This is a genomic window from Mesorhizobium sp. BR1-1-3 (assembly GCF_020165455.1).
GTDB classification, from domain to species: domain Bacteria; phylum Pseudomonadota; class Alphaproteobacteria; order Rhizobiales; family Rhizobiaceae; genus Mesorhizobium; species Mesorhizobium ciceri.
This window is the reverse complement of record NZ_JAIUIC010000005.1, coordinates 183,124-202,108: the sequence shown is the minus strand read 5'-3', so window position 1 is coordinate 202,108 and position 18,985 is coordinate 183,124. Positions and strand designations below refer to the sequence as shown.

The window sequence follows — 18,985 nt, the reverse complement described above, 5'->3', positions numbered from 1 at the left end:
GGAAGCTCCAAGGCTAACTCAGAGAGGTAACACGATGAAAAAACTGCTTATTGCCCTGATGACCACGACCGCCGCCATGTCGCTGGCAGCGACGGCCGAGGCCGCGGACAAGCTGAAGGCCTGCTGGGTCTACACCGGCCCGATCGGCGATTTCGGCTATTCCTACCAGCACGACCAGGGCCGTCTCGAAGTGGAGAAGGCGCTCGGCGACAAGGTCGAAACCGCCTATCTTGAAAACGTCTCGGAAGGCCCCGACGCCGACCGCGCTTTCGAGCGCCTGGCACGCGAAGGCTGCAAGATCATTTTCGGCACCTCCTTCGGCTTCATGGACCCGGAAGTGAAGGTCGCCAAGAAATTCCCGAAGGTGATGTTCGAGCACGCCACCGGCTACAAGACATCTGACAATCTCGGCATCTACAATGCGCGTTTCTATGAAGGCCGTTATGTGCTCGGCCAGATCGCCGCCAAGGAATCGAAGGCAGGCGTTGCCGGCTACATCGTTTCCTTCCCGATCCCGGAAGTGGTGATGGGCATCAACTCCTTCATGCTCGGCGCGCAGTCGATCAACCCGAACTTCAAGGCCAAGATCGTCTGGGTGAATTCCTGGTTCGATCCGGGCAAGGAAGCCGACGCCGCCAAGGCGCTGTTCGACCAGGGTGCCGACATTATCGTCCAGCACACCGATTCGACCGCTGCCCTGCAGGTGGCCGAGGAGCGCAAGCTGCACGGCTTCGGCCAGTCCTCCGACATGATCAAGTTCGCGCCGAACGCGCAGCTGACCTCGCTCACCGACGAATGGGGTCCCTATTACATCAGCCGGGTCCAGGCAGCCCTCGACGGCACCTGGAAGCCGGACAATGTCTGGCTTGGCATCAAGGACGGCGCGGTCAAGCTCGCCCCCTACACCAACATGCCCGACGACGTGAAGGCGATGGCGGAGGCCACCGAGAAGAAGATCGCCGGCGGCTGGAACCCCTTCACCGGGCCGATCGCCAAGCAAGACGGCACGCCGTGGCTCAAGGATGGCGAAGTCGCCGATGACGGCACGCTGCTCGGCATGAATTTTTATGTGAAGGGTGTCGACGACAAGCTGCCGCAGTAAGCAGCGCAAGAGATCGAAATGAGGAGGGCGCCGCGAGGCGCCCTTTTTCATTCGGCGGGCTGCGCTCCGGCTGAGACGCGACGAAATCGCGCCAGGCCAGCATCGACCGCGCGGCCGAGCCAAATCCTCAGCAACCGCTGTGCGGGTCGTTCGCAGGCGCGCCAGATTGCCCACGAAACGAAAAGCATAAGTGCGCCGCAGCCAAAGGCGGCAAACCATTTGCCGATAAGGGGCGTTGCCGCATTGATGACGAGATAGCCGATGTCCTGGTGCAGCAAATAGAGCGGATAGGTCAGCCCGCCCAGCGCCAGGGTGAGCGCCGATGGCCGCAGACGATTGCGCAGCAGCACCGCACCGATCAAGGCCGTGTGCATGACGACGTTGGCGATGACGAGATTGGCCGACGAAACGGCGATGCCGTAGTGGCCAAGCATCCAGTGCTGCGTCACCGACAGCGTGCCGCAGGAGATCAGGAAGGCGGCGGCAAGCAGCAGCATTGCAGGCAGTGAACGGCCATGCGCATGCAGGTGGTGGACCACCACGCCGGCGGCGAAGAACGGTCCAAACTCGGTGATGAACAGCAGCCTGGCGGCGCCGCTGCCGATGAAGAACTCGTTCAAGGCCGAGATCGCCAGCCAGATCAAGATAAGCTCCAGCTTGCGTTTCTGAAACAGCCCGGTGAGCAGCGCCAGCGTCACCCAGCCGTAGAACACCAGCTCAAGAACGATCGACCAGTAGACGCCGTCCATGAAGGGCTGGCCGAACACCGGCGCGAACATCGACAGATTGGCGGCATACTGAACGAAAGAGGCCGAAAGCAGCGGCGACCCGGCAAGGAAGACAATCGCGAAGGTGATCGTCATACAGAGCAGGAAGCCCGGATAGAGGCGAACGAACCGCGCGACCGCAAACTGGTCCCAACTGCGGTTTTCCGCCGACCAGGCAATGACGAAACCGCTGATCAGGAAGAACAGATTGACGCCGAGATAGCCGTAGAGGGCGAACGGTGCCGCAAGCGGATAACCCTCAGCCAGAATGCCCTCGGCAGCCGCGCCGCGAAAGAAATAGTGGAAGAACACGACAGCCATCGCCGCGACCAGCCTGAGCAGGTCCAGCGTCGCAATGTAATTTTGTTCCGCAGGTCTGGTGTTCATCCGCATTTCCCGCATCTACGGTCCGCAAACCATAGAGCGGATCGCGGCTGAGCGGGTTAAGAGGCCTAGATTATCGCCAGATGTAGTAAATTTACGGCGGAACGAGGCGTCAGACCGCCGAACCATAGAGGTCATAGGCGTCGGCACGGTCGATCTTGACGGTGACGATATCGCCTTGGCGCAGCGGACGACGCGACTGGATGTGCACCGAGCCATCGATCTCGGGCGCGTCGTATTTGGTGCGGCCCTTTGCCGATGTGCCATGCGCCTCGTCGATCAGCACCGGGAGGCGCTTGCCGACTTTTCTGGCCAGCTGTGTCGCCGAAATCTTCTGCTGACGCTGCATGAAGCGGTGCCAGCGCGCCTCCTTGATTTCCTGCGGGACCTGTTCGAGACCGAGATCGTTGGAGCGGGCGCCGCGGACCGGCTCGTATTTGAAGCAGCCGGCGCGGTCGATCTTGGCTTCATCGAGCCAGTCGAGCAGCATCTCGAAATCGTCATCCGTCTCGCCGGGGAAGCCGACGATGAAGGTCGAGCGGATGGCCAGATCCGGACAGACCTCGCGCCAGCCGCGAATGCGCTCGAGCGTCTTTTCGCCATGCGCGGGCCGGCGCATGTTCTTCAACACCTGCGGCGAGGCATGCTGGAACGGGATATCCAGGTAGGGGAGGATCTTGCCCTCCGCCATCAGCGGGATGACGTCGGCGACATGCGGGTAGGGGTAGACATAGTGCATGCGCACCCAGATGCCGAGCTTGCCCAGTTCCTCCGAAAGATCGAGGAATTTTGCGCGCACTTCACGGTCGCCGAACATCGACGTCTGGTACTTGATGTCGATGCCGTAGGCGCTGGTGTCTTGTGAGATGACCAGAAGTTCCTTGACGCCAGCCTTGGCCAGTTTCTCAGCCTCACGCAGCACATCTGCCGCCGGCCGCGAGACGAGGTCACCACGCAGTGCGGGAATGATGCAGAAGGTGCAGCGGTTGTTGCAGCCTTCGGAAATCTTGAGATAGGCGTAGTGGCGCGGCGTCAGCTTGACACCCTGCGGCGGCAGGAGATCGATATAGGGATCGTGCGAAGGCGGTGCGGCCTCATGCACCGCGGCCATCACGCTCTCATAGGCCTGCGGCCCGGTGATCGCCAGCACATTGGGGTGCTTTTCGCGAATGACGTCCGGCTCGGCGCCCAGGCAACCGGTGACGATCACTCGGCCGTTTTCCGAAAGCGCGGAGCCGATGGCGTTGAGCGACTCGTCGCGGGCGGAATCGAGAAAACCGCAGGTGTTGACGACGACGAGGTCGGCGCCGTCATGCTTGCGTGCGATTTCGTAACCTTCGGCGCGCAGGCGCGTGATGATGCGCTCCGAATCCACGAGGGCCTTCGGGCATCCAAGACTGACAAAACTCACGCGGGGAGCGGACATAGAGGGTTTCCGGGCTTTTCAGGATTGCCGGCGCAGTACCACACTTATTGCGGCATTGGTATGGGCAGGCCCGCGATGCGGCAAAACGCACGGCGGTCTTGCTTCGACGGAGTGAAGACGCGGATGTCCGCCAGCTTCAGCCGACCACGTTGTTCACATGTGGCCAGACCTCCACCGCGCCACGATAGACCATATCCAGCGCGACATAGAGTATGATCAGCAGGCCGACATAGGCGATCCAGCGGTGGCGATGCAGCAGCTTGGCAATGAAGGTCGCAGCCAGCCCCATGAGCGCGATCGACAGCACAAGGCCGATGACCAGCACCGGAAAATGATCACGCGCCGCTCCAGCCACCGCCAGCACGTTGTCGAGCGACATCGACACATCGGCGACGACAATCTGCAAGGCAGCCTGGCCAAGGGTCTTGCGCTTCGACTTGCCGGCGACTGCCTGGTCACTGTTGAGGTCCGAATTCGACAGCGCCTCGGTCGCTTCCAGCTCATCGGCATGTGACGTGCGCAGCTCGCGGTACATTTTCCAGCAGACCCACAGCAGCAGGATGCCGCCGGCCAGCAGCAGGCCGACGATCGCCAGCAGCTTGACGGTAATTGCGGCAAAACCGATGCGCAGCACCGTTGCCGCAATCACGCCGATGAGGATCGCCTTCTTGCGTTGGTCAGCCGGCAGGCCGGCAGCGGCAAGGCCGATGACGATCGCATTGTCGCCGGCCAGCACGAGGTCGATGGCGATGACCTGGAGCAGGGCGGTCAGGCTGGCAGCGCTGAAAAAAATGTCCATCGACCGGAAGCCCTTGCTGATTTTGCCGAGTGTTCGTCGATTACCCAGAGGCCCTAACTTGGTGGTCCCTTGGCGTCAAGGGATCACGCGTGGCGCCATCACCGAAGCATCGTTACGTCAAGCCAGATCCAATGCTCGCGGCACTCGCCGACAGCCAGGCAAAACCATGGCCGATCGCAAATCAATCGTAGAGATTATACTTTGCCCAGTCGGCTTCCGGAATCTCGTCGCCGATCCGGTAGCGGAGTTGCAAGACTTCCATATGGTCCGGCCCGGTCTGGCACTTGAATTTCAGCCTATACCACTGCCCCTTGCTGCGAAACGCAGCACCCGGGCTCTTGATGGCATCCGCGCCCATCTCGGGCGTGGCAAAGGCGTAGGCGACGACGCGATCGGCTTTGAACTTGCGATCGTCATGGGTGATGCGGTCGAGCACTTCGGCGTCGCAACGCTGTTCAAGGCGAGTTTGGGGATCGAGTTTCATCAGTCCGGCGCGCAATGCATTGTCCATTGCGCTGGCTGGAAAACTCAGTGTCACTGACGCCAAGGCGGTCATGCAGAGCTTCTTCATGGGCGGGACAAGCAACATATTTTGTCGGAGAAATCAACCGAGCGGACCGCCTCGGACGCTGCGGGAATCTTCAATCATATGGCTGCTGCGTTCAAAATTGCGTGTCGGGATTCGTCGTGCGATGCCTGCGGCCAACGGACCAAAGAGGCACGGCCGGCATCGGTAAGATCGTACAGGCCGCGGTCGACGCGCGCGAACCAGCCATAGACATTGTGCTGCAGGATCTTGGGCGCGATCGGCGTCACCGCCTTCAGATCTCGCGGCCGCCTGGGGCCATCCACCATGGCGGCAGCGCAGGCGAGGGCGCTTTGGCGATAGGCGGTCATGATCGGATTGCGCGATCCTCCTCCGGCAACGGGATCGCCGCGACGGCGCTGGTGCTCATCGACCAGGCGGGAGCGCCGGCGGGCATTTTTGCGCGGCGCCAGCGCGATCGGGCTGAGAAGCACCTCGACCCGGTCCGTCGCGGTCACGCCAAGCAAGCCGAAGCCAAGCCGGCGGCAGAGATTGCGGAACCTGGCATCGCTTTCGCGTCCCTTGCCGCGAGCCGACATGCGCGCGGCCAGCCACACCTCGTCGCAGGCCGCCGCACGATCGACACCTTGCAGCACGAGTTCGAGATTGAACTGCAGCTTCAACTCGCAGATGACGACAACCGGCGGCTCCCCCTCGCGCAACGCAACAACATCGCAGCCGTCGATCTCGCCTTTGACGACAAAGTCGAGGCTTTCGAGGAACCGCTTCACCGGCGCATAGAGTGAGGTCTCGTTCATGGCGCAAGGTTTAGCCGATTCGAGGCGAAAAGCCTTCCGGTGGTTCGGCGTCCTGCGGCTCGAAAGGGGACCGGTGTGGATACCGCAACGCCGGGCCAGCCGTCAGGCTTCGGCGTTCGGCACCGCCCGGTTCGGCAGCTTCCTGCGGCGCAGGAGCGGATAGCCGATCTGGCCGAAATAGGTGGAAGGGATCGGATCGTCGACGCCGTACTTCTCCGGCACCTTGTCACCGGTGGGATTGTAGGTGCCGAACAGCACGTCGAGGAAAGGCAACTGCCCGGCGAAGTTCTTGTCATAGGCTTCGCGCTGGTTGGCATGGTGCCAGCGATGGAACTGCGGGCTGGCGATCAGCCACCTCAAGGGGCCGAACGGAATCCGCACGTTTGAATGCACAAGCAGCGTATGTCCAAGGTAGAGAGTCGAAAAGACGGCGATCGACGCTTCCGAGAAGCCGAGGAAAAAGATCGGCGTCAGCGATATTGCCTTTGTGACGATGGCGTCGACGGGATGATTGTGGAAGGCTCCGAGCCAGTCGAGTTCTTCAATGCCGTGGTGAACGGCATGGAACTTCCAAAGCGCCGGGATTTTGTGAAAGGCCCGATGTGTCCAGTAGACGCCGACATCGGTGATCACGATGATTTCGGCAACCTGCAGCCAGACGGGCTGGCCGCTGACGGCATGCGTTATCGCTTGCGGGACCAGGAGTGCAGCGGCACCGAGCGCGCCTGCCGCCATCATGACGATGGCCAGCTTTATGATGAAGCCGTTGAACAGCAGATAAATCAGATCGACAGCGAAGCCCTTGCGAAAGATCTTCTGCGGCCGCTCGGCAAACAGATGTTCAAACGGAATGAAGATCAGGGCGCAGATCAGAAGTGCCTTGATGCCAAAGATATCCATCGATTCGCCTCAGTTGCCGGTCTGCCAGCGCGCGACTAGCGCTTCAGCCTTAAGCAGAACCACATCTCCCTTTCCAAAGGCTGAAGTGGTCTTCCAATAGTGCTCTTGCCCACTGGAGCTCAATTTTTGGAGATCGAGGGAACCTGTCTGCGAAACCGAAGTTCGATTCAAAGCTTGGTTTACAGCCGAGCGGTCTCGAGGCAGGGGCCCGTCATTGCTGATCGGTGACGGGCCTTCGCCGTGCCGATCGATTCCCGAGCGGGGCCGCCTCAAGCACCCGACTAAAGTCCGATGCCGAAGCGCAAAGGTCCGGCCTCTGAAACAACACGGCCTCTTCGACATCGGGAATGTGACCGTCGATCATCGTCCCCTCATCGTCGGTTGGTTGATTGCCCGCCACGACCCCCTTGGCGTGGCGGGCACCCATTCACGGAGAGTGTATGCAGCCTGGTGATATCATTGCGAACGCGTTTACAGCCGGGTTGGTCATCGTGTTGGTGGCAGTCGTGTTCCTGATTTTCGGGGCGCCGCTCTGGCCTGAACGAACGTCCGGATGATAATCATCCCGCCCGTCCATCGGATGACCACCGCCGCCATCAACAAAGCGGAGCCCGACCTTTCAACCAAGTTTGATTTGAGCATTGTGCGGCCAAGACCGCTTACCGATGAAGGGGCATGAGGGTTGCCGAGGACAAGTTATTGAAGCTACGGTCGCTCCTCATCGTTCCTCGCCACCGATCCCATCGTCGGAAGCTTGGCGTATTTGTCGAACAATGCCAATTTCTTCGGATAGGTGAGGTGTGTGAGGTGATGGCAGCCGGAGCAACGATGTTGAGCGGCAGACTTAAACCAGCGCCCAGACTTTACGAAGCCCAATCCGCACTCCGAGCATCGGAATTCCATCTCAACCGAATGTAGGCTCTCAGAGAGAGGCATCTTGTTTTTCCTACAGCCGCTTGAACTCGGCAAGGCCCAGCCGTATCCGCTGGCCTTCCGCGAATGCGAGCGCGAAAGATTCAAGTTCGAATGAGCGGGTAACTTCCTGGTCTTCCTCGACCATGCGGACGAACCATTCGCCACAGGCTTCGACCACTTCAATACAAGGTGAGACCTTGCCATTGGGCAGCACTTATCCATTACAGCCTCCATAGAAAGCAATGGGCAACGTCAATTAAAACCGTCTGATGTCGCACTTTGCAATGACAAAGGCTTGTACGGAAACGGACCAATGGTTCGTCGCTTGCTCAAGACAGGTGCGACCCGAAGCAGCTATCCATTCATGACATCAGGTTCGACGAGGAATGATGATGCGATCAAGTCGTCGCCAGCAATCTGGCCGCGACCGTCCTCCATAACGGCTGCAACCTTTTGGAAGGTTTTCATTTCGCCTCAGTTATACGTGCTGCCCGCATTTTTGCCTGGAGATCAGCCAGGCGGGCCACGAGCGCTTGCGACGTCTCGTCTTCAAGGTTCATCATCTTCATTGGTCCGGTTGAGTAAGTGATTGACGTGGGTTCGGTGCGCCGGCCACTCAAACACAGCTCAAACGTTCCCTTTATGGGCTTCGGCCTCAACAACGATGGGACCAAAGCCCCCCAACCAACGCAATGGTCCTACATCCGGATTAATCGGAACGCTTGGCTAAAAGGACTGTTGTGTTGGTCGTGAATCGGCACAGCTACGTCCCTTCCTGTGCTGAAAGGACCCGCGAGCCGCTCCGGTAGGGACTTCAGTCTAAATTGAGCAATCGCTAATATGCCTATAACCTAGGCAGCGCGGGGGATGATCCCTAAGAGCTATCCCGCAATGGCCGGTGCGGCCCACGCTTCCCAACCCAAGCATCACCCGCACCGGCCATTCTTTTGGGTCTACGGCTGGGTAGCGCCATCTGGACTCAGATCGGCAAGAGGCGCATTCTCCCGGTGAGAGAGGGGCGCGGGCAACCGTCGGGACTATTAGGATAGCACAATCGCGCACGGTATCGCCGCAGGCGACATCGCTCGGACGACACGCCGTTATGGGCAAAAACTCCTTGCTGGCGGAACAATTCTAGCTGGCTTGCTTGCCTTTGAATTTGGACCCACCGCTGACGCAGCTTTGTGCCGGCAGGCTCGATCTCGCTGGCTGAACTCCTACGCCGCTATGACATGGCACCGGACCACACGATGAGCCGGGAGGAAGTGAAGGCCGCCTACGCGGCGTAAACTTCGTCAATGCTGCTTGGCCGCTGCCTTACGGTGGCGGGCCTTTCTATTCTTGGTGTTGAACGATGTAGCTATTGCTGATGGCGTTGCTCCCAACACCGCGCGTGACAACAACGGTGGTGTACCCGGCGGGCAGTGAACCGGTGACAGTCTCGTCGACAGGATGGCACCGTCCGACGATTTCACCGTTTGGCGCACCTGCGAGCCTGTCTTTCAGAGATGCCCGACACGCGTCAAGCGACGCATATGTGGTCGGCGCGGCTTCAATGGGCTTGCAGACGGCAGCCTGGCCTGGGCTGCAAGAGAGTAAAAGCAATACGGCTGCGGTTGCCGGGTCCATTGTCGAAGCTCCACTGAGACGAGCCTCAACGCGGATCGACGGCCTTTGTTGCACAGGCGCCACGGCGGCGGCCCGCTGCCGAGAGGTGGTGGGGCCTTTCATTTAGCTTCGCCGGCTTACGGCAAGTGTTTTTACAGGTCCCCACATGCCGCCTGTAAAGCTGTCGGAATCTGCGATCTGCAAGACGTTTGGCAGGTCTCTTTGATATGTTTCTCCGAACCAACCATCGTACTCGATCTGAATGGGAAACTCAGCCTGTGGCATCCAAAAACTTTGGCGCGGGTCTCTATGGGTTAGACCAAAAGAGCATGACGTCCGCGCACCATTTTGCAGGAGCCGGATCACGCTCGTAGGTTCGAAACAAGCCAACCACAGGGCCTTATTTTCTTCATTTGCCCCGGCGCCAAGCGCCGCCTGCAACGCTGTCTGATCGCTAACGAGGAGCTTGATATTCTTTGCCGGGATCCATCCGGAGTTTAGGATGACAAGGTCGTATGCGATCGCATCGTTCCCGCCGTGGTGCGTCTCGACCATTGCCGTCACGATCGGCCGAAACTGACGATACCAAAAGAAGATGGAAAAACCTAAGGCCACCACTGAGACGATCAGCGCAACTGCTGCGACTGCAAGATTGAGCAAGTCTCCGGTTTCGCCCATTAATAATCCCCCAAGCCACTGGAATGTCACACGGGCCGGCCGACAGCCCAGGAACCGACCGGATTAATATGGTTTCACAGTTCGTCCGAAACGAAATTTAGAAGCAAGCCTTCGCGCTCTCAATGGTGCTGGCGCTGGAGACGCAGTCGGACACACGCCGGGCCTTGGTTTGAGCATCCTCTAGGTCGGACAAGCCGATGCCTTCTCAGTCCGCGCGTCTTCATAAGTCGAGTTCAAGGAGTTGAATTTGTCGACGAGATCGTTGTATTTCTGACCTCTGCATCGTAGGTGTCGACCACGTCGTCGAGCTTCGATTTGCAGACAAATCCTTTGTAATCGCAGGTGTAAGCATCGAAGCAGACCGAGTCCTTACGAACGCAGGTAGCGTTGCTGTTGCAGACGACGGCGCCATAATCCAGGCAGGCCGGCTCACCGAACGAGCATGAGAAAGATTGGCCTGCCGAAGTCGGGCCTGCCCAAAGGCTGAGCGCCAACAGCGCACCCGTCGAGATGATAGCCCGCGACATTGATCTCCCCCCAAGATCTCTGAATTATTTAGCACATGGCCAAGCAGCTAGCGTGTCGCCCGGACGTGCCGATACTCGCAGGAACGAGACCGAAAGCAAGGCGCAGGTAGAAGCCGCTGCCTCAACTCACAGTGGCGGGGCTTTCTTCGGGCGGCGGCGGGCGGGCCAGACCCCACGACAGGCGAAGCATTTTGTATATTATCTTTGAGACCTCGAAAAAGGCCTCGCAGACCTCGAAATACTCCGCTTCGTTCCGGTTTGCATCCCTAGCCGACAGCATGAAATGAGCCGTCCTTGTGTTATCGTCAACGCGGGCTATGGCTGTCCAAAGATGGCGGAACGACAAATGAACGAAGTCAGACGTTTCGGCGTAAAGCTTGTCGATCCAGGGGTATTGCATCGACAGATGCTTCCGAAGGTAGGCGTCTGTTAGGCGCACCTGCTTTCCATCTTCCAATGTGGTCAGTCTGTCGAACTGCACCTGATTGGCCATGAGGCGTCCCATACTGTCTTCCCGGTCTTGAATAAGGGGCAGGGCGTGAATTCGCATGGCCGTGTCAATTTGAGTTCGCAGGAGGATCGTCGCTGATGGGAAGTTCTTGCCCTCGATCATCTTCCGAAACCCGCGCGACTGAGAAAGAGTGCGCTGGCCTGCCCCCAACAGGAACATGTGGGTAAGATACATGGATCCGGGCGTGAAATCCTGGTTGGCCGTTTTTATAAATTCGCGTTCCTGCCCGTGAATGGCAGTCAGCCGATTCTTCAGGGTGGTCATTCGAGCACTCTTCGCGTGATGCGCAATTCTGTACGTAAGATCAATAAAACGGAAGATTATCCAAGTAAATCAAGGCAATATGGCGGAGGAAGTGTCTTCTATACCTCCGTCCTTCAACGTTTGCTGATGTAGCAGAAACCCGTTGATTCCCTTGAGTTTTAACCATTCTTTGTTTGCCGTAATCCCTTCCAATCCGCTAACATCACACATCGAAGTTAGGCACGGAGTTGCTGGAAAATGGTACGCTCGCTCAATCTGCTCGCCGAAACGACCATCCGAAAGAAAGACCTGAAGGGTGGCCGATACAGCGACGGCGGCGGGCTCTACTTGCGCGTGAGGAAAGGCGGCACCAAGTCTTGGTCCTTCATCCACTTCAAAGGCTCTGGCACCGGCCGTGAGTGGAAGGAAGTGGGTCTCGGTTCTTACCCTTCCGTCTCTCTGAAGGATGCGCGCATCGCAGCCACCGACTGCCGCGACCGTCTGCGGCGCGGCCTCGATCCGATCGACACGGAAGCCAAGACCGAAAAACCGACATTCGCAAAGTGCGCCGAAGACCTGATTGCTGCTGTCGGCAAGGGCTGGCGCAACGCCAAGCACAAGGCACAGTGGGAAATGACCCTTGGCGATGCCTACTGCAAATCGATCCGCAAGAAGCCGGTGGACGAGGTGGACACGGCCGACATTCTGGAGATCCTGAAGCCGATCTGGTTTGAGAAGCCGGAAACGGCACAGCGTCTGCGCGGCCGGATTGAACGCGTACTGGACGCCGCCAAGGCCGGTGGGCATCGATCGGGAGAAAATCCAGCCTTGTGGCGCGGTCACCTGCAACACCTCCTGGCTAAGGGCAAGAAGCTGTCACGCGGGCACCATGCCGCTATGCCATACGCGGACGTGCCGGCGTTTGTGAAGCGCCTGCGGGCGTCCGAGGCTATGTCGGCGAAGGCGATGGACTTTCTCATCCTGACGGCTGCGCGCTCGGGCGAAGTGCTGGGCGCCAAGTGGCCCGAATTCGATCTGGACGAAAAGGTCTGGACTGTGCCGGCTGATCGCATGAAGGCCGGCGTCCTTCATAGGGTGCCGCTGACTGATGCCGCCCTGGCTATCCTGATGCCGCTCTACGATGCGCGCGTATCCGACTATGTCTTCCCAGGGGAGAGCAAGCGGCCGGTTGATATGCCGCTATCGGTGATGGCGATGACTATGCAGATGCGGCGCATGGACGTCGGACATTTCACGCCGCACGGGTTCCGATCTGCCTTCCGCGATTGGGCCGGGGATGAGACCAGTTTCCCGCGCGAGGTCGCCGAAGCAGCGCTTGCCCACAAGGTTGGTGATGCGGTTGAAAATGCTTACCGCCGGTCTGATGCTTTGGAGAAGAGACGCAAGTTAATGGCCGCTTGGGCCAACTATCTCGATTCGCCAGCGTCAAGAGCCAAAGTGGGTAACCTTCGGCTTGTTGGGGGAAACCGTTAATACTTGTTTCCTGACGTGTCTGGAGTCTTGACGGGCGAATCGCAGAAGCCGATATTGCGGTCTTGAGGGGCCCGGTGGTGGGATATTCGCGGCTTGATTCTGAGCCGGCCGCGACACAGTGCTGGCTGGCGCTGCGCTAAACCCTCTGTTTTTCCGTGCATAGCCTGGGAGGGCAACTGAAGGTTTTTGGGCCCGGCGCATTGCCGTACCCATACAGCAGAACCAAAAGGGAACAAAAACCACAGGGAAAACGCATCCTGGGTTCGACGCGAGTCCCGAAAAATGCTAAGATTTGTAGTGATTTGTTTAGTACCTCAAGCAACGAAAGGAACCTGAAATTGAGTACAAATCCAGTAGCTTACACGGTTGCATCTTTTTGCGACGCCTACGGCATCAGGCGGAACTTGGCCTATGACGAAATGAAGGCTGGGAGGCTCGAATATCGGAAGGCGGGCCGGAAGACGCTGATCCGCAAAGTTGACGCTGATGCGTGGCTCGGCGGTCTGCCGAAAGGAAACACCGAACCCTCGGCATCAGGGGAAGCATGAGCGGCGGTCGCCAAACCTAAGCCGCTCATGCCGATCCAGTCCCGATAGTTTTTCACAACCCCTTCAAGATTACGAATGGAACCAGACCATGAATGACATAGCAGGGCATCCTGCCCAGGCAAAATCAAATCCGGTATCGCCGTCGAAGAAGTCCACAGTCACGGTGCGCATAGAGCCCGATGGCCGGATAAAGCGCCTTGATGGTCGCGCAGCCTGGATGATGCGCAAATTGGTGGAAGCCGGAAAGCGTGGCGTCTCGCCGCTGGATCTCCCTACCGGGGTTCGTGTCGCTCATTATATTTTTCTCTTGCGCAAGGACGGCTTCACCGTCTCGACACAGCATGAAAGCCACGGCGGCCAGTTTCCGGGCACGCATGCATTGTACCGGCTCGAAACCGAAGTCACGATCCTTGAAGACATGGCGGCCGCTGCGTGAGCGCCGGCCCCGGCAATACTCAAAGCCCTGTCGACCTCGCCGCCTCGTGGCTGGCCACTGGGTCGGCGGACCGGAAAAAGGCGATTATCCCGCAACTTCAGGAACGGTTCTCCCTGCCGCTCAAAGACGCGGTCGAGGCCTGCCGGCAAGCGGCGCTGATCCGGGCGCGGGCGCACTAGGCCATGAGCGGAGTCTTCGCGGAATGGCAACCTCGCTACGCTGAGCACAACGTAGCGACTTTCCCGGTAACCGACAGCAAGGTTCCGGCAGTGAAGGGGTACCTTCGAGTAGGGCTGAACGCCAGCGAGCAACTGGCGATGCGGTTCCCTGACAACGACGCTATCGGAATCGCTTGCCGGCGAAACCGGATCACTGTGTTGGACGTGGACACCCCGGATGAACGCGTCCTTGCCGACGCGCTCTCTCGCCACGGCCAAACACCTTTCATCGTTCGTAGCGGTTCCGGCAATCATCAAGCTTGGTACCGCCGCACCAACGAGACCCGCCGGGTTCGTCCTGACCCGGAAAAACCTATCGACATATTGGGCGATGGGTTTGTGGTCGCCCCTCCATCTCGTGGCGCCAAGGGGCAGTACACCATCATCCAAGGCACGTTGGATGACCTCGAAACCCTGCCCACGATGAAGGCCGGGGTGTCAAACGCGTTGGACATTTCGCCGAAGCTGATTGTGCCGCGTGCGGCACAAATGTCTCCCATGGGAGACAGGTCACAGGGCAGGGGTTTGGCTGAAAAGTCAAACGCGTTTGACCCTGAGCCGCAAGACATCAAGCGCAATGACACGCTTTGGCGGCACTGCATGAAGGCGGCGAGAAGCTGCCCGAACTTCAAAGGTCTTATGGAGGTAGCCGTGGACTACAACAGCTCCGAATTCTACACGCCACTCCCCGCCGACGAAGTGTTGAAGATTGTCGCCTCGGCCTGGGATTACGAGTGCAAGGGCAAAAACCTGTTCGGTCTCGGCCCGCGCCTGGTTCTGGACGTCGATATCGTGGACGAGTTGGCTGCCAGCGCGCCTGACGCCTTCGCGCTGCTGGGCATCCTCCGTAGGCACCATGCCGGCAGCGAAAGCTTCTTTCTGGCCCGGGCCATGGCTGACAGCATGAAGTGGGACGTACGAAAGTTCTTGGCGGCCCGAGATTTGCTCCTGGCTCGGTCGCTGATCGAGTGCATTCACCCCGGCGGACGCGGAAGAAATGACCCGCCCGTCTACCGTTTCCCGCTGTGAAGAAAGGGGTACAGAAATGCTCTCCAATACTAACCTACACCCTCTCTCTGCTCTGCTCCCTCTTCCTCCCATCTACCCTACCGACAGGGGCTTTTTCAAAAACGGCGCGAAAACCGACTTGAGAGGGCGTGAGGAGCATCACTGATGGTTGACAATGCCCATGATGACCTGACCGAAGAGCAATTGGAGCGCATGGCCGAAAAGTTGCTGGCGGGCTGGAAGCCGGCGTCGGCGCTCACCGGCCTGGATGCTCAAGAATTGCGAATGGCGCAAAGGCTGCTCGGGCGTTCGAACAGCGAGCGACTGGCAACCACTGGCCGAACTGAGCGGTTCCGATATCGCCGGCCGAACCACATCATCGAATATTACCAAGCCGGTTGGGGGTGGCAGGTCGATCTTCTGGAGAACGGGCGGCGCCAGACCTTCAAGGCTGAGCTGAATGATGAGCAGCTAAGGATTGTCCTATCGGCGATCCGCGCGAAGGGCGTGCCTGTCCGGCGCTTCGAAACGGAAGGCGAGAAACTTGACCGGCTTGAACGGGAGCGGCGCCTTGAAGCCAATCCGACCACGTTCAAGGAGCGACCGAAAAGCGCTCGCTTCGATATGCTCTATGACGTGATGGATATACGCCCATGACGGTCATTGAGGGCAGCGGCGGTTTCGTCGTGGTCGACGGCGGCGAAACGCTGGCAGGGCCATTCCCAACCAATGCGGAAGCCTGGCGCGCGGTCGATCGGCTGGAAGGCTCACCGATATCGCCGGCTGAGAAACGCGCAGACTGGATATCCACCAAGATCCTGTCGAGCGGCCCGGCGCCGGCACGGCAAGCGAAGGCCAGCCGCAAGGCAAAGCGCGAAGCGAAAAAGCAGCGCAAGGCTGAGCATCGCTTGAAGGTCAATGCGGCCAAGGCGCCGGGCTGGCTAAGGAAGGGTGCCTCGGGGAAGTTCGACCCGCAAGGCAGACGCGTATATCGGGAATGGCAGCTCGGCACCTTCGGGGCGGCATCGCCAGTGAGGCAGGTTGACCCTGCCGAATATCTGAAAGGGAAAGCATGAATAAGCATGTGCAACCGCTGCGCTGGTTCATCGCGAAAGCGCGGCCGGGGCAGGATTTGAAGGCCGGCGAGGAAATCCTGGCGCTCGGGCAGGCCGTCTATCTGCCGCAATTCAGGAAAGAGTATCGCCACCATCGGCAAAACCGGTGGATCACGCGCTATTTCCCGCTGATGACCGGCTACGTGTTCGTTCTCAACTCCGAGCATTGGCACCGCGTCTTGAATTGTGGCGCGGTCGAAAAGGTTCTGCGCTCCCAACTGGAAGGCGGGGCGGGCGATCCGGTGATGATTGACGACACGACCGTCCAGACCATTCGCCGCGCACAAGACGCTGGCGACTTCGATGAGCTGCGAGTGCACGGCCACAACGTCGCGGTCGGTGAAACTGTCAAGGTGACAGAGGGCGCGCTGGTCGGCCTCAAGGGCGCGGTCCATGGCGTCGGCGAAAAAGACATAACCATGATGCTCAATATCTTGGGGCGTGAGGTGAAGACCAAGGCACCTATTGAAATTTTGGGACGAACAGGCTAGATTGCGCTTCGATTTGGGACATTTGTCCCGCTCTTCTGGTTTGGGCGAATACGTTCGTCTGTGCGAGGCCTCTGAGCTATCGCCGGAACGGTGTGAGGATCGCCCCTCGCGCGGCGGGAAAGCCGTACCTGCATCAAACTGTGTCGTCGTCCTTTCGGACAACCCGCATCTTGTAGAAAAACAAGATACGAACACGCTACAGGCCGTGAAGGAGCAAGACCCTCTTGCCTGATCTGACCGCAAAACAGGAAGCGTTCGCGGTGTCGTTTGTCGAGACCGGCAACGCCTCAGAAGCCTACCGGCGCACCCATGATGTAGGGACCGACACCAAGCCCGAAAGCATCTGGTCGGCTGCGTCTCGGTGCCTGGGGGACGTCAAGGTTCAATCAAGGGTCAAGGAGCTTCAGGCTCTCGCCCGCGATATGGCCATGGTCTCGGTCGGCTCGCTCACTGAAGAGCTCGAATTGGCCCGCGTCCACGCCATGAAGGATGAGAAGGGCGCCTCGGCTGCTGTCTCTGCCACCATGGGCAAGGCCAAACTGCATGGCCTGCTGGTCGAGAAGGCGGAAGTGACCGGCAAGGATGGTAAGGACCTGGTGCCGGAAGCTGGCGGCGCGCGCGACTTGGCCCGGCTCATAGCCTTCGCGCTCGCCAAGGGGCAACAGGCCAGCAAGTGACAGTCGGGCAGACGCTTGACGACATATTGCGGGCTTACCAGGCGCTCCCTGCTGAAGAGCAGAAAGCCATGGTCGACCAGGCGAAGGCGCTGTCCGGTGAGAAGGTCGCGCTGCCGAACCCTGGGCCTCAGACCGTGGCCTATTTCAGCGATGCGGACGAAACCTTCTATGGGGGCTCGGCCGGCGGCGGCAAGACGTTCCTGATATGCCTCTTGGCGCTGAATGAGCATCAATATTCCCTGATCCTTCGCCGGATCGGCAAGAACCTGAAGGGCGTGAAACGTGAGCTGCAAGACCTGTTGGGCTCGCGGGACGGCTTCAGCGAACAATCCGGCACCTGGCGCCATGCGCGCGGCGTCATCGACCTCGGCCATTGCGAGCATGAGGGGAACAAGGAAGATTACCAGGGCATACCGCATGACCTGAAGGCGTTCGATGAGATAACGCAGTTCACCGAGACGCAATATACCTACATCATCGGATGGAACCGCTCGGCCAATCCAAAGCAACGCTGCCGCACGCTCGCCACCGGCAACCCGCCGTCAACTGCTGAAGGGCAATGGGTTATCCGTCGTTGGGGACCTTGGCTCGATCCGACGCATTCGAACCCTGCCAAGCCGGGCGAACTGCGCTGGTACACGACCATCGACGGCGAAGACACGGAAGTCGACCAAGACTATGTCGGTCCTAAGGGGGAGCGGCCACGGTCGCGAACCTTCGTGGCCTCAGTGCTGGAAGACAATCCGGACCTTGCCGAAACCGGCTATGCGGCGACCATCGAGGCAATGCCGGAACCGTTGCGCACGATGCTGCGGGAAGGGCGCTTCGATGTCGGGGCGCAAGATGACCGGTGGCAAGTCATTCCCTCGGACTGGATAAGGCAGGCGCAAGGGCGCTGGAAGCCTGACGGGTTCCGGGGCCTCAAGATGACGGCGGTCGCCGTCGATGTGGCGCAAGGCGGGCCGGACAAGTCGTCCTTCGCTTCGCGATACGGCACATGGTTCGCTGATCTGATCCGCAAGCCCGGCAAGGATACGCCAGACGGGCCTAGCATCGGGGCGGAAGTGTTCAAGATCCGGCGCGATGGCGCTGTGGTCATCATCGACCTGGGCGGCGGCTATGGTGGCGATGCCAAGCGATTCCTGACCGACAATGGCGTCTCGGTCGCTGGCTTCAATGCCTCGCACGGGTCGACGGCGCGCACCCAGGACAAGGCCTTGGGCTTCCTCAACAAGCGCGCTGAAGCAATCTGGCGGTTCCGTGAGGCTCTAGACCCAGGACAGGAAGGCGGCTCGCCTCTGGCGCTTCCTCCTGACCCGATGCTGGTTGCTGATCTGGTGTCCTATCGGTGGAAGCCTGTGGGCGCCGGCAACATTCAAATCGAAAGCAAGGAAGAAATCCGCAAGCGCATTGGTCGATCGCCTGACGACGGCGACGCAACAATCATGTGCTGGGCGGAAGGCGAGAAGCAGGCAATCCGCAAGATGCATGAAGCGGCTCTCGGCGGCCGACTGCCGCAAGTCAAGGTCGGCTATGCGCAACAGAAGGTAGGCAGGCGATGACATTCGAAGACAGCATCAACGTTCCGAAGCCGAAGAAGGATGCGCCTCGCGGCGTCATCACGGAAAAGCAGGCGAAAGCCTCGCTCGATGCGGCGGCAAAGGCGTTCGGGGAAGCGCGCTTCGGCCTGCTGCGAGCAGAACGCGGCAACGGTGTTGTCTCTCTGCTGTACGGGCTGAATGGTCGCGCTCTCGATGCGTCCGGCCTTGCCTATGAACTGAACAATTGAGGCAC

At 59.5% G+C, this 18,985-nt stretch carries 21 protein-coding genes; 11 read left to right on the top strand and 10 right to left on the bottom strand.

Features of this window, described 5'->3' with window-relative positions:
* The first annotated feature begins 34 nt into the window (after positions 1-34).
* Positions 35-1,102, top strand: coding sequence for a BMP family ABC transporter substrate-binding protein (locus tag LB559_RS13585; protein ID WP_013531647.1), 1,068 nt, complete (start codon positions 35-37; stop codon positions 1,100-1,102).
* A 47-nt stretch (positions 1,103-1,149) separates the two neighbouring features.
* Here LB559_RS13585 and LB559_RS13580 read toward each other — a convergent pair whose 3' ends face one another.
* From LB559_RS13580 to LB559_RS13530, 10 genes are all read right to left on the bottom strand, one after another.
* Entirely contained in the window at positions 1,150-2,256 is a 1,107-nt protein-coding gene (locus LB559_RS13580; RefSeq protein WP_224674261.1) for an acyltransferase family protein, read from the bottom strand.
* Between the two features lie 109 nt (positions 2,257-2,365).
* Positions 2,366-3,679: a 30S ribosomal protein S12 methylthiotransferase RimO gene (gene rimO, locus LB559_RS13575; protein WP_013531645.1), complete on the bottom strand. Its 1,314-nt coding sequence runs from the start codon at positions 3,677-3,679 to the stop codon at positions 2,366-2,368.
* Positions 3,680-3,815: 136 nt separating this feature from the next.
* Positions 3,816-4,478, bottom strand: coding sequence for a TerC family protein (locus tag LB559_RS13570; RefSeq protein WP_013531644.1), 663 nt, complete (start codon positions 4,476-4,478; stop codon positions 3,816-3,818).
* A 181-nt stretch (positions 4,479-4,659) separates the two neighbouring features.
* A complete protein-coding gene (locus LB559_RS13565; RefSeq protein WP_032808257.1) occupies positions 4,660-5,067 on the bottom strand; it encodes a DUF930 domain-containing protein in 408 nt (135 codons plus the stop codon).
* Positions 5,068-5,123: 56 nt separating this feature from the next.
* Positions 5,124-5,822, bottom strand: a complete 699-nt coding sequence (locus LB559_RS13560) for a DUF2161 domain-containing phosphodiesterase (protein WP_024503270.1) — start codon at positions 5,820-5,822, stop codon at positions 5,124-5,126.
* Between the two features lie 102 nt (positions 5,823-5,924).
* A complete protein-coding gene (locus LB559_RS13555) occupies positions 5,925-6,722 on the bottom strand; it encodes a sterol desaturase family protein (RefSeq protein ID WP_224674260.1) in 798 nt (265 codons plus the stop codon).
* Positions 6,723-7,668: 946 nt separating this feature from the next.
* Positions 7,669-7,851 carry a hypothetical protein gene (locus LB559_RS13550; RefSeq protein ID WP_224674259.1) on the bottom strand — a complete coding sequence of 61 codons (183 nt, stop codon included), beginning with the start codon at positions 7,849-7,851 and terminating at the stop codon, positions 7,669-7,671.
* A gap of 1,517 nt (positions 7,852-9,368) precedes the next feature.
* A complete protein-coding gene (locus LB559_RS13540; protein ID WP_224674258.1) occupies positions 9,369-9,923 on the bottom strand; it encodes a hypothetical protein in 555 nt (184 codons plus the stop codon).
* Between the two features lie 233 nt (positions 9,924-10,156).
* The gene (locus tag LB559_RS13535; RefSeq protein WP_224674257.1) at positions 10,157-10,450 is read right to left on the bottom strand and encodes a hypothetical protein; all 294 of its coding nucleotides are present in this window, start codon (positions 10,448-10,450) and stop codon (positions 10,157-10,159) included.
* A gap of 121 nt (positions 10,451-10,571) precedes the next feature.
* Entirely contained in the window at positions 10,572-11,225 is a 654-nt protein-coding gene (locus tag LB559_RS13530; protein WP_224674256.1) for a hypothetical protein, read from the bottom strand.
* Positions 11,226-11,462: 237 nt separating this feature from the next.
* On the opposite strand from LB559_RS13530, the gene LB559_RS13525 reads away from it, so the two are divergent.
* The 10 genes from LB559_RS13525 to LB559_RS13480 all read left to right on the top strand — a co-directional run bounded on the left by LB559_RS13525 (position 11,463) and on the right by LB559_RS13480 (position 18,980).
* A complete protein-coding gene (locus tag LB559_RS13525) occupies positions 11,463-12,698 on the top strand; it encodes a tyrosine-type recombinase/integrase (protein WP_224674255.1) in 1,236 nt (411 codons plus the stop codon).
* Between the two features lie 636 nt (positions 12,699-13,334).
* Positions 13,335-13,682: a hypothetical protein gene (locus LB559_RS13520; RefSeq protein WP_224674254.1), complete on the top strand. Its 348-nt coding sequence runs from the start codon at positions 13,335-13,337 to the stop codon at positions 13,680-13,682.
* Positions 13,679-13,861 (top strand): hypothetical protein, encoded by a 183-nt coding sequence (locus LB559_RS13515; RefSeq protein WP_224674253.1) that lies wholly within the window; start codon positions 13,679-13,681, stop codon positions 13,859-13,861. The genes LB559_RS13520 and LB559_RS13515 overlap by 4 nt, the downstream gene beginning before the upstream one ends.
* A gap of 3 nt (positions 13,862-13,864) precedes the next feature.
* Positions 13,865-14,929, top strand: a complete 1,065-nt coding sequence (locus LB559_RS13510; RefSeq protein ID WP_224674252.1) for a bifunctional DNA primase/polymerase — start codon at positions 13,865-13,867, stop codon at positions 14,927-14,929.
* Positions 14,930-15,073: 144 nt separating this feature from the next.
* Positions 15,074-15,565 carry a hypothetical protein gene (locus LB559_RS13505; RefSeq protein WP_224674251.1) on the top strand — a complete coding sequence of 164 codons (492 nt, stop codon included), beginning with the start codon at positions 15,074-15,076 and terminating at the stop codon, positions 15,563-15,565.
* Positions 15,562-15,984: a hypothetical protein gene (locus LB559_RS13500; protein WP_224674250.1), complete on the top strand. Its 423-nt coding sequence runs from the start codon at positions 15,562-15,564 to the stop codon at positions 15,982-15,984. Before LB559_RS13505 ends, LB559_RS13500 begins: the two co-directional genes overlap by 4 nt.
* Positions 15,981-16,514, top strand: coding sequence for a transcription termination/antitermination protein NusG (locus LB559_RS13495; RefSeq protein WP_224674249.1), 534 nt, complete (start codon positions 15,981-15,983; stop codon positions 16,512-16,514). The genes LB559_RS13500 and LB559_RS13495 overlap by 4 nt, the downstream gene beginning before the upstream one ends.
* A gap of 224 nt (positions 16,515-16,738) precedes the next feature.
* Entirely contained in the window at positions 16,739-17,191 is a 453-nt protein-coding gene (locus tag LB559_RS13490; RefSeq protein WP_224674248.1) for a terminase small subunit, read from the top strand.
* Positions 17,188-18,753, top strand: coding sequence for a terminase (locus LB559_RS13485; protein WP_224674247.1), 1,566 nt, complete (start codon positions 17,188-17,190; stop codon positions 18,751-18,753). Before LB559_RS13490 ends, LB559_RS13485 begins: the two co-directional genes overlap by 4 nt.
* A complete protein-coding gene (locus LB559_RS13480) occupies positions 18,750-18,980 on the top strand; it encodes a hypothetical protein (protein WP_224674246.1) in 231 nt (76 codons plus the stop codon). The genes LB559_RS13485 and LB559_RS13480 overlap by 4 nt, the downstream gene beginning before the upstream one ends.
* Positions 18,981-18,985 lie beyond the last annotated feature (5 nt).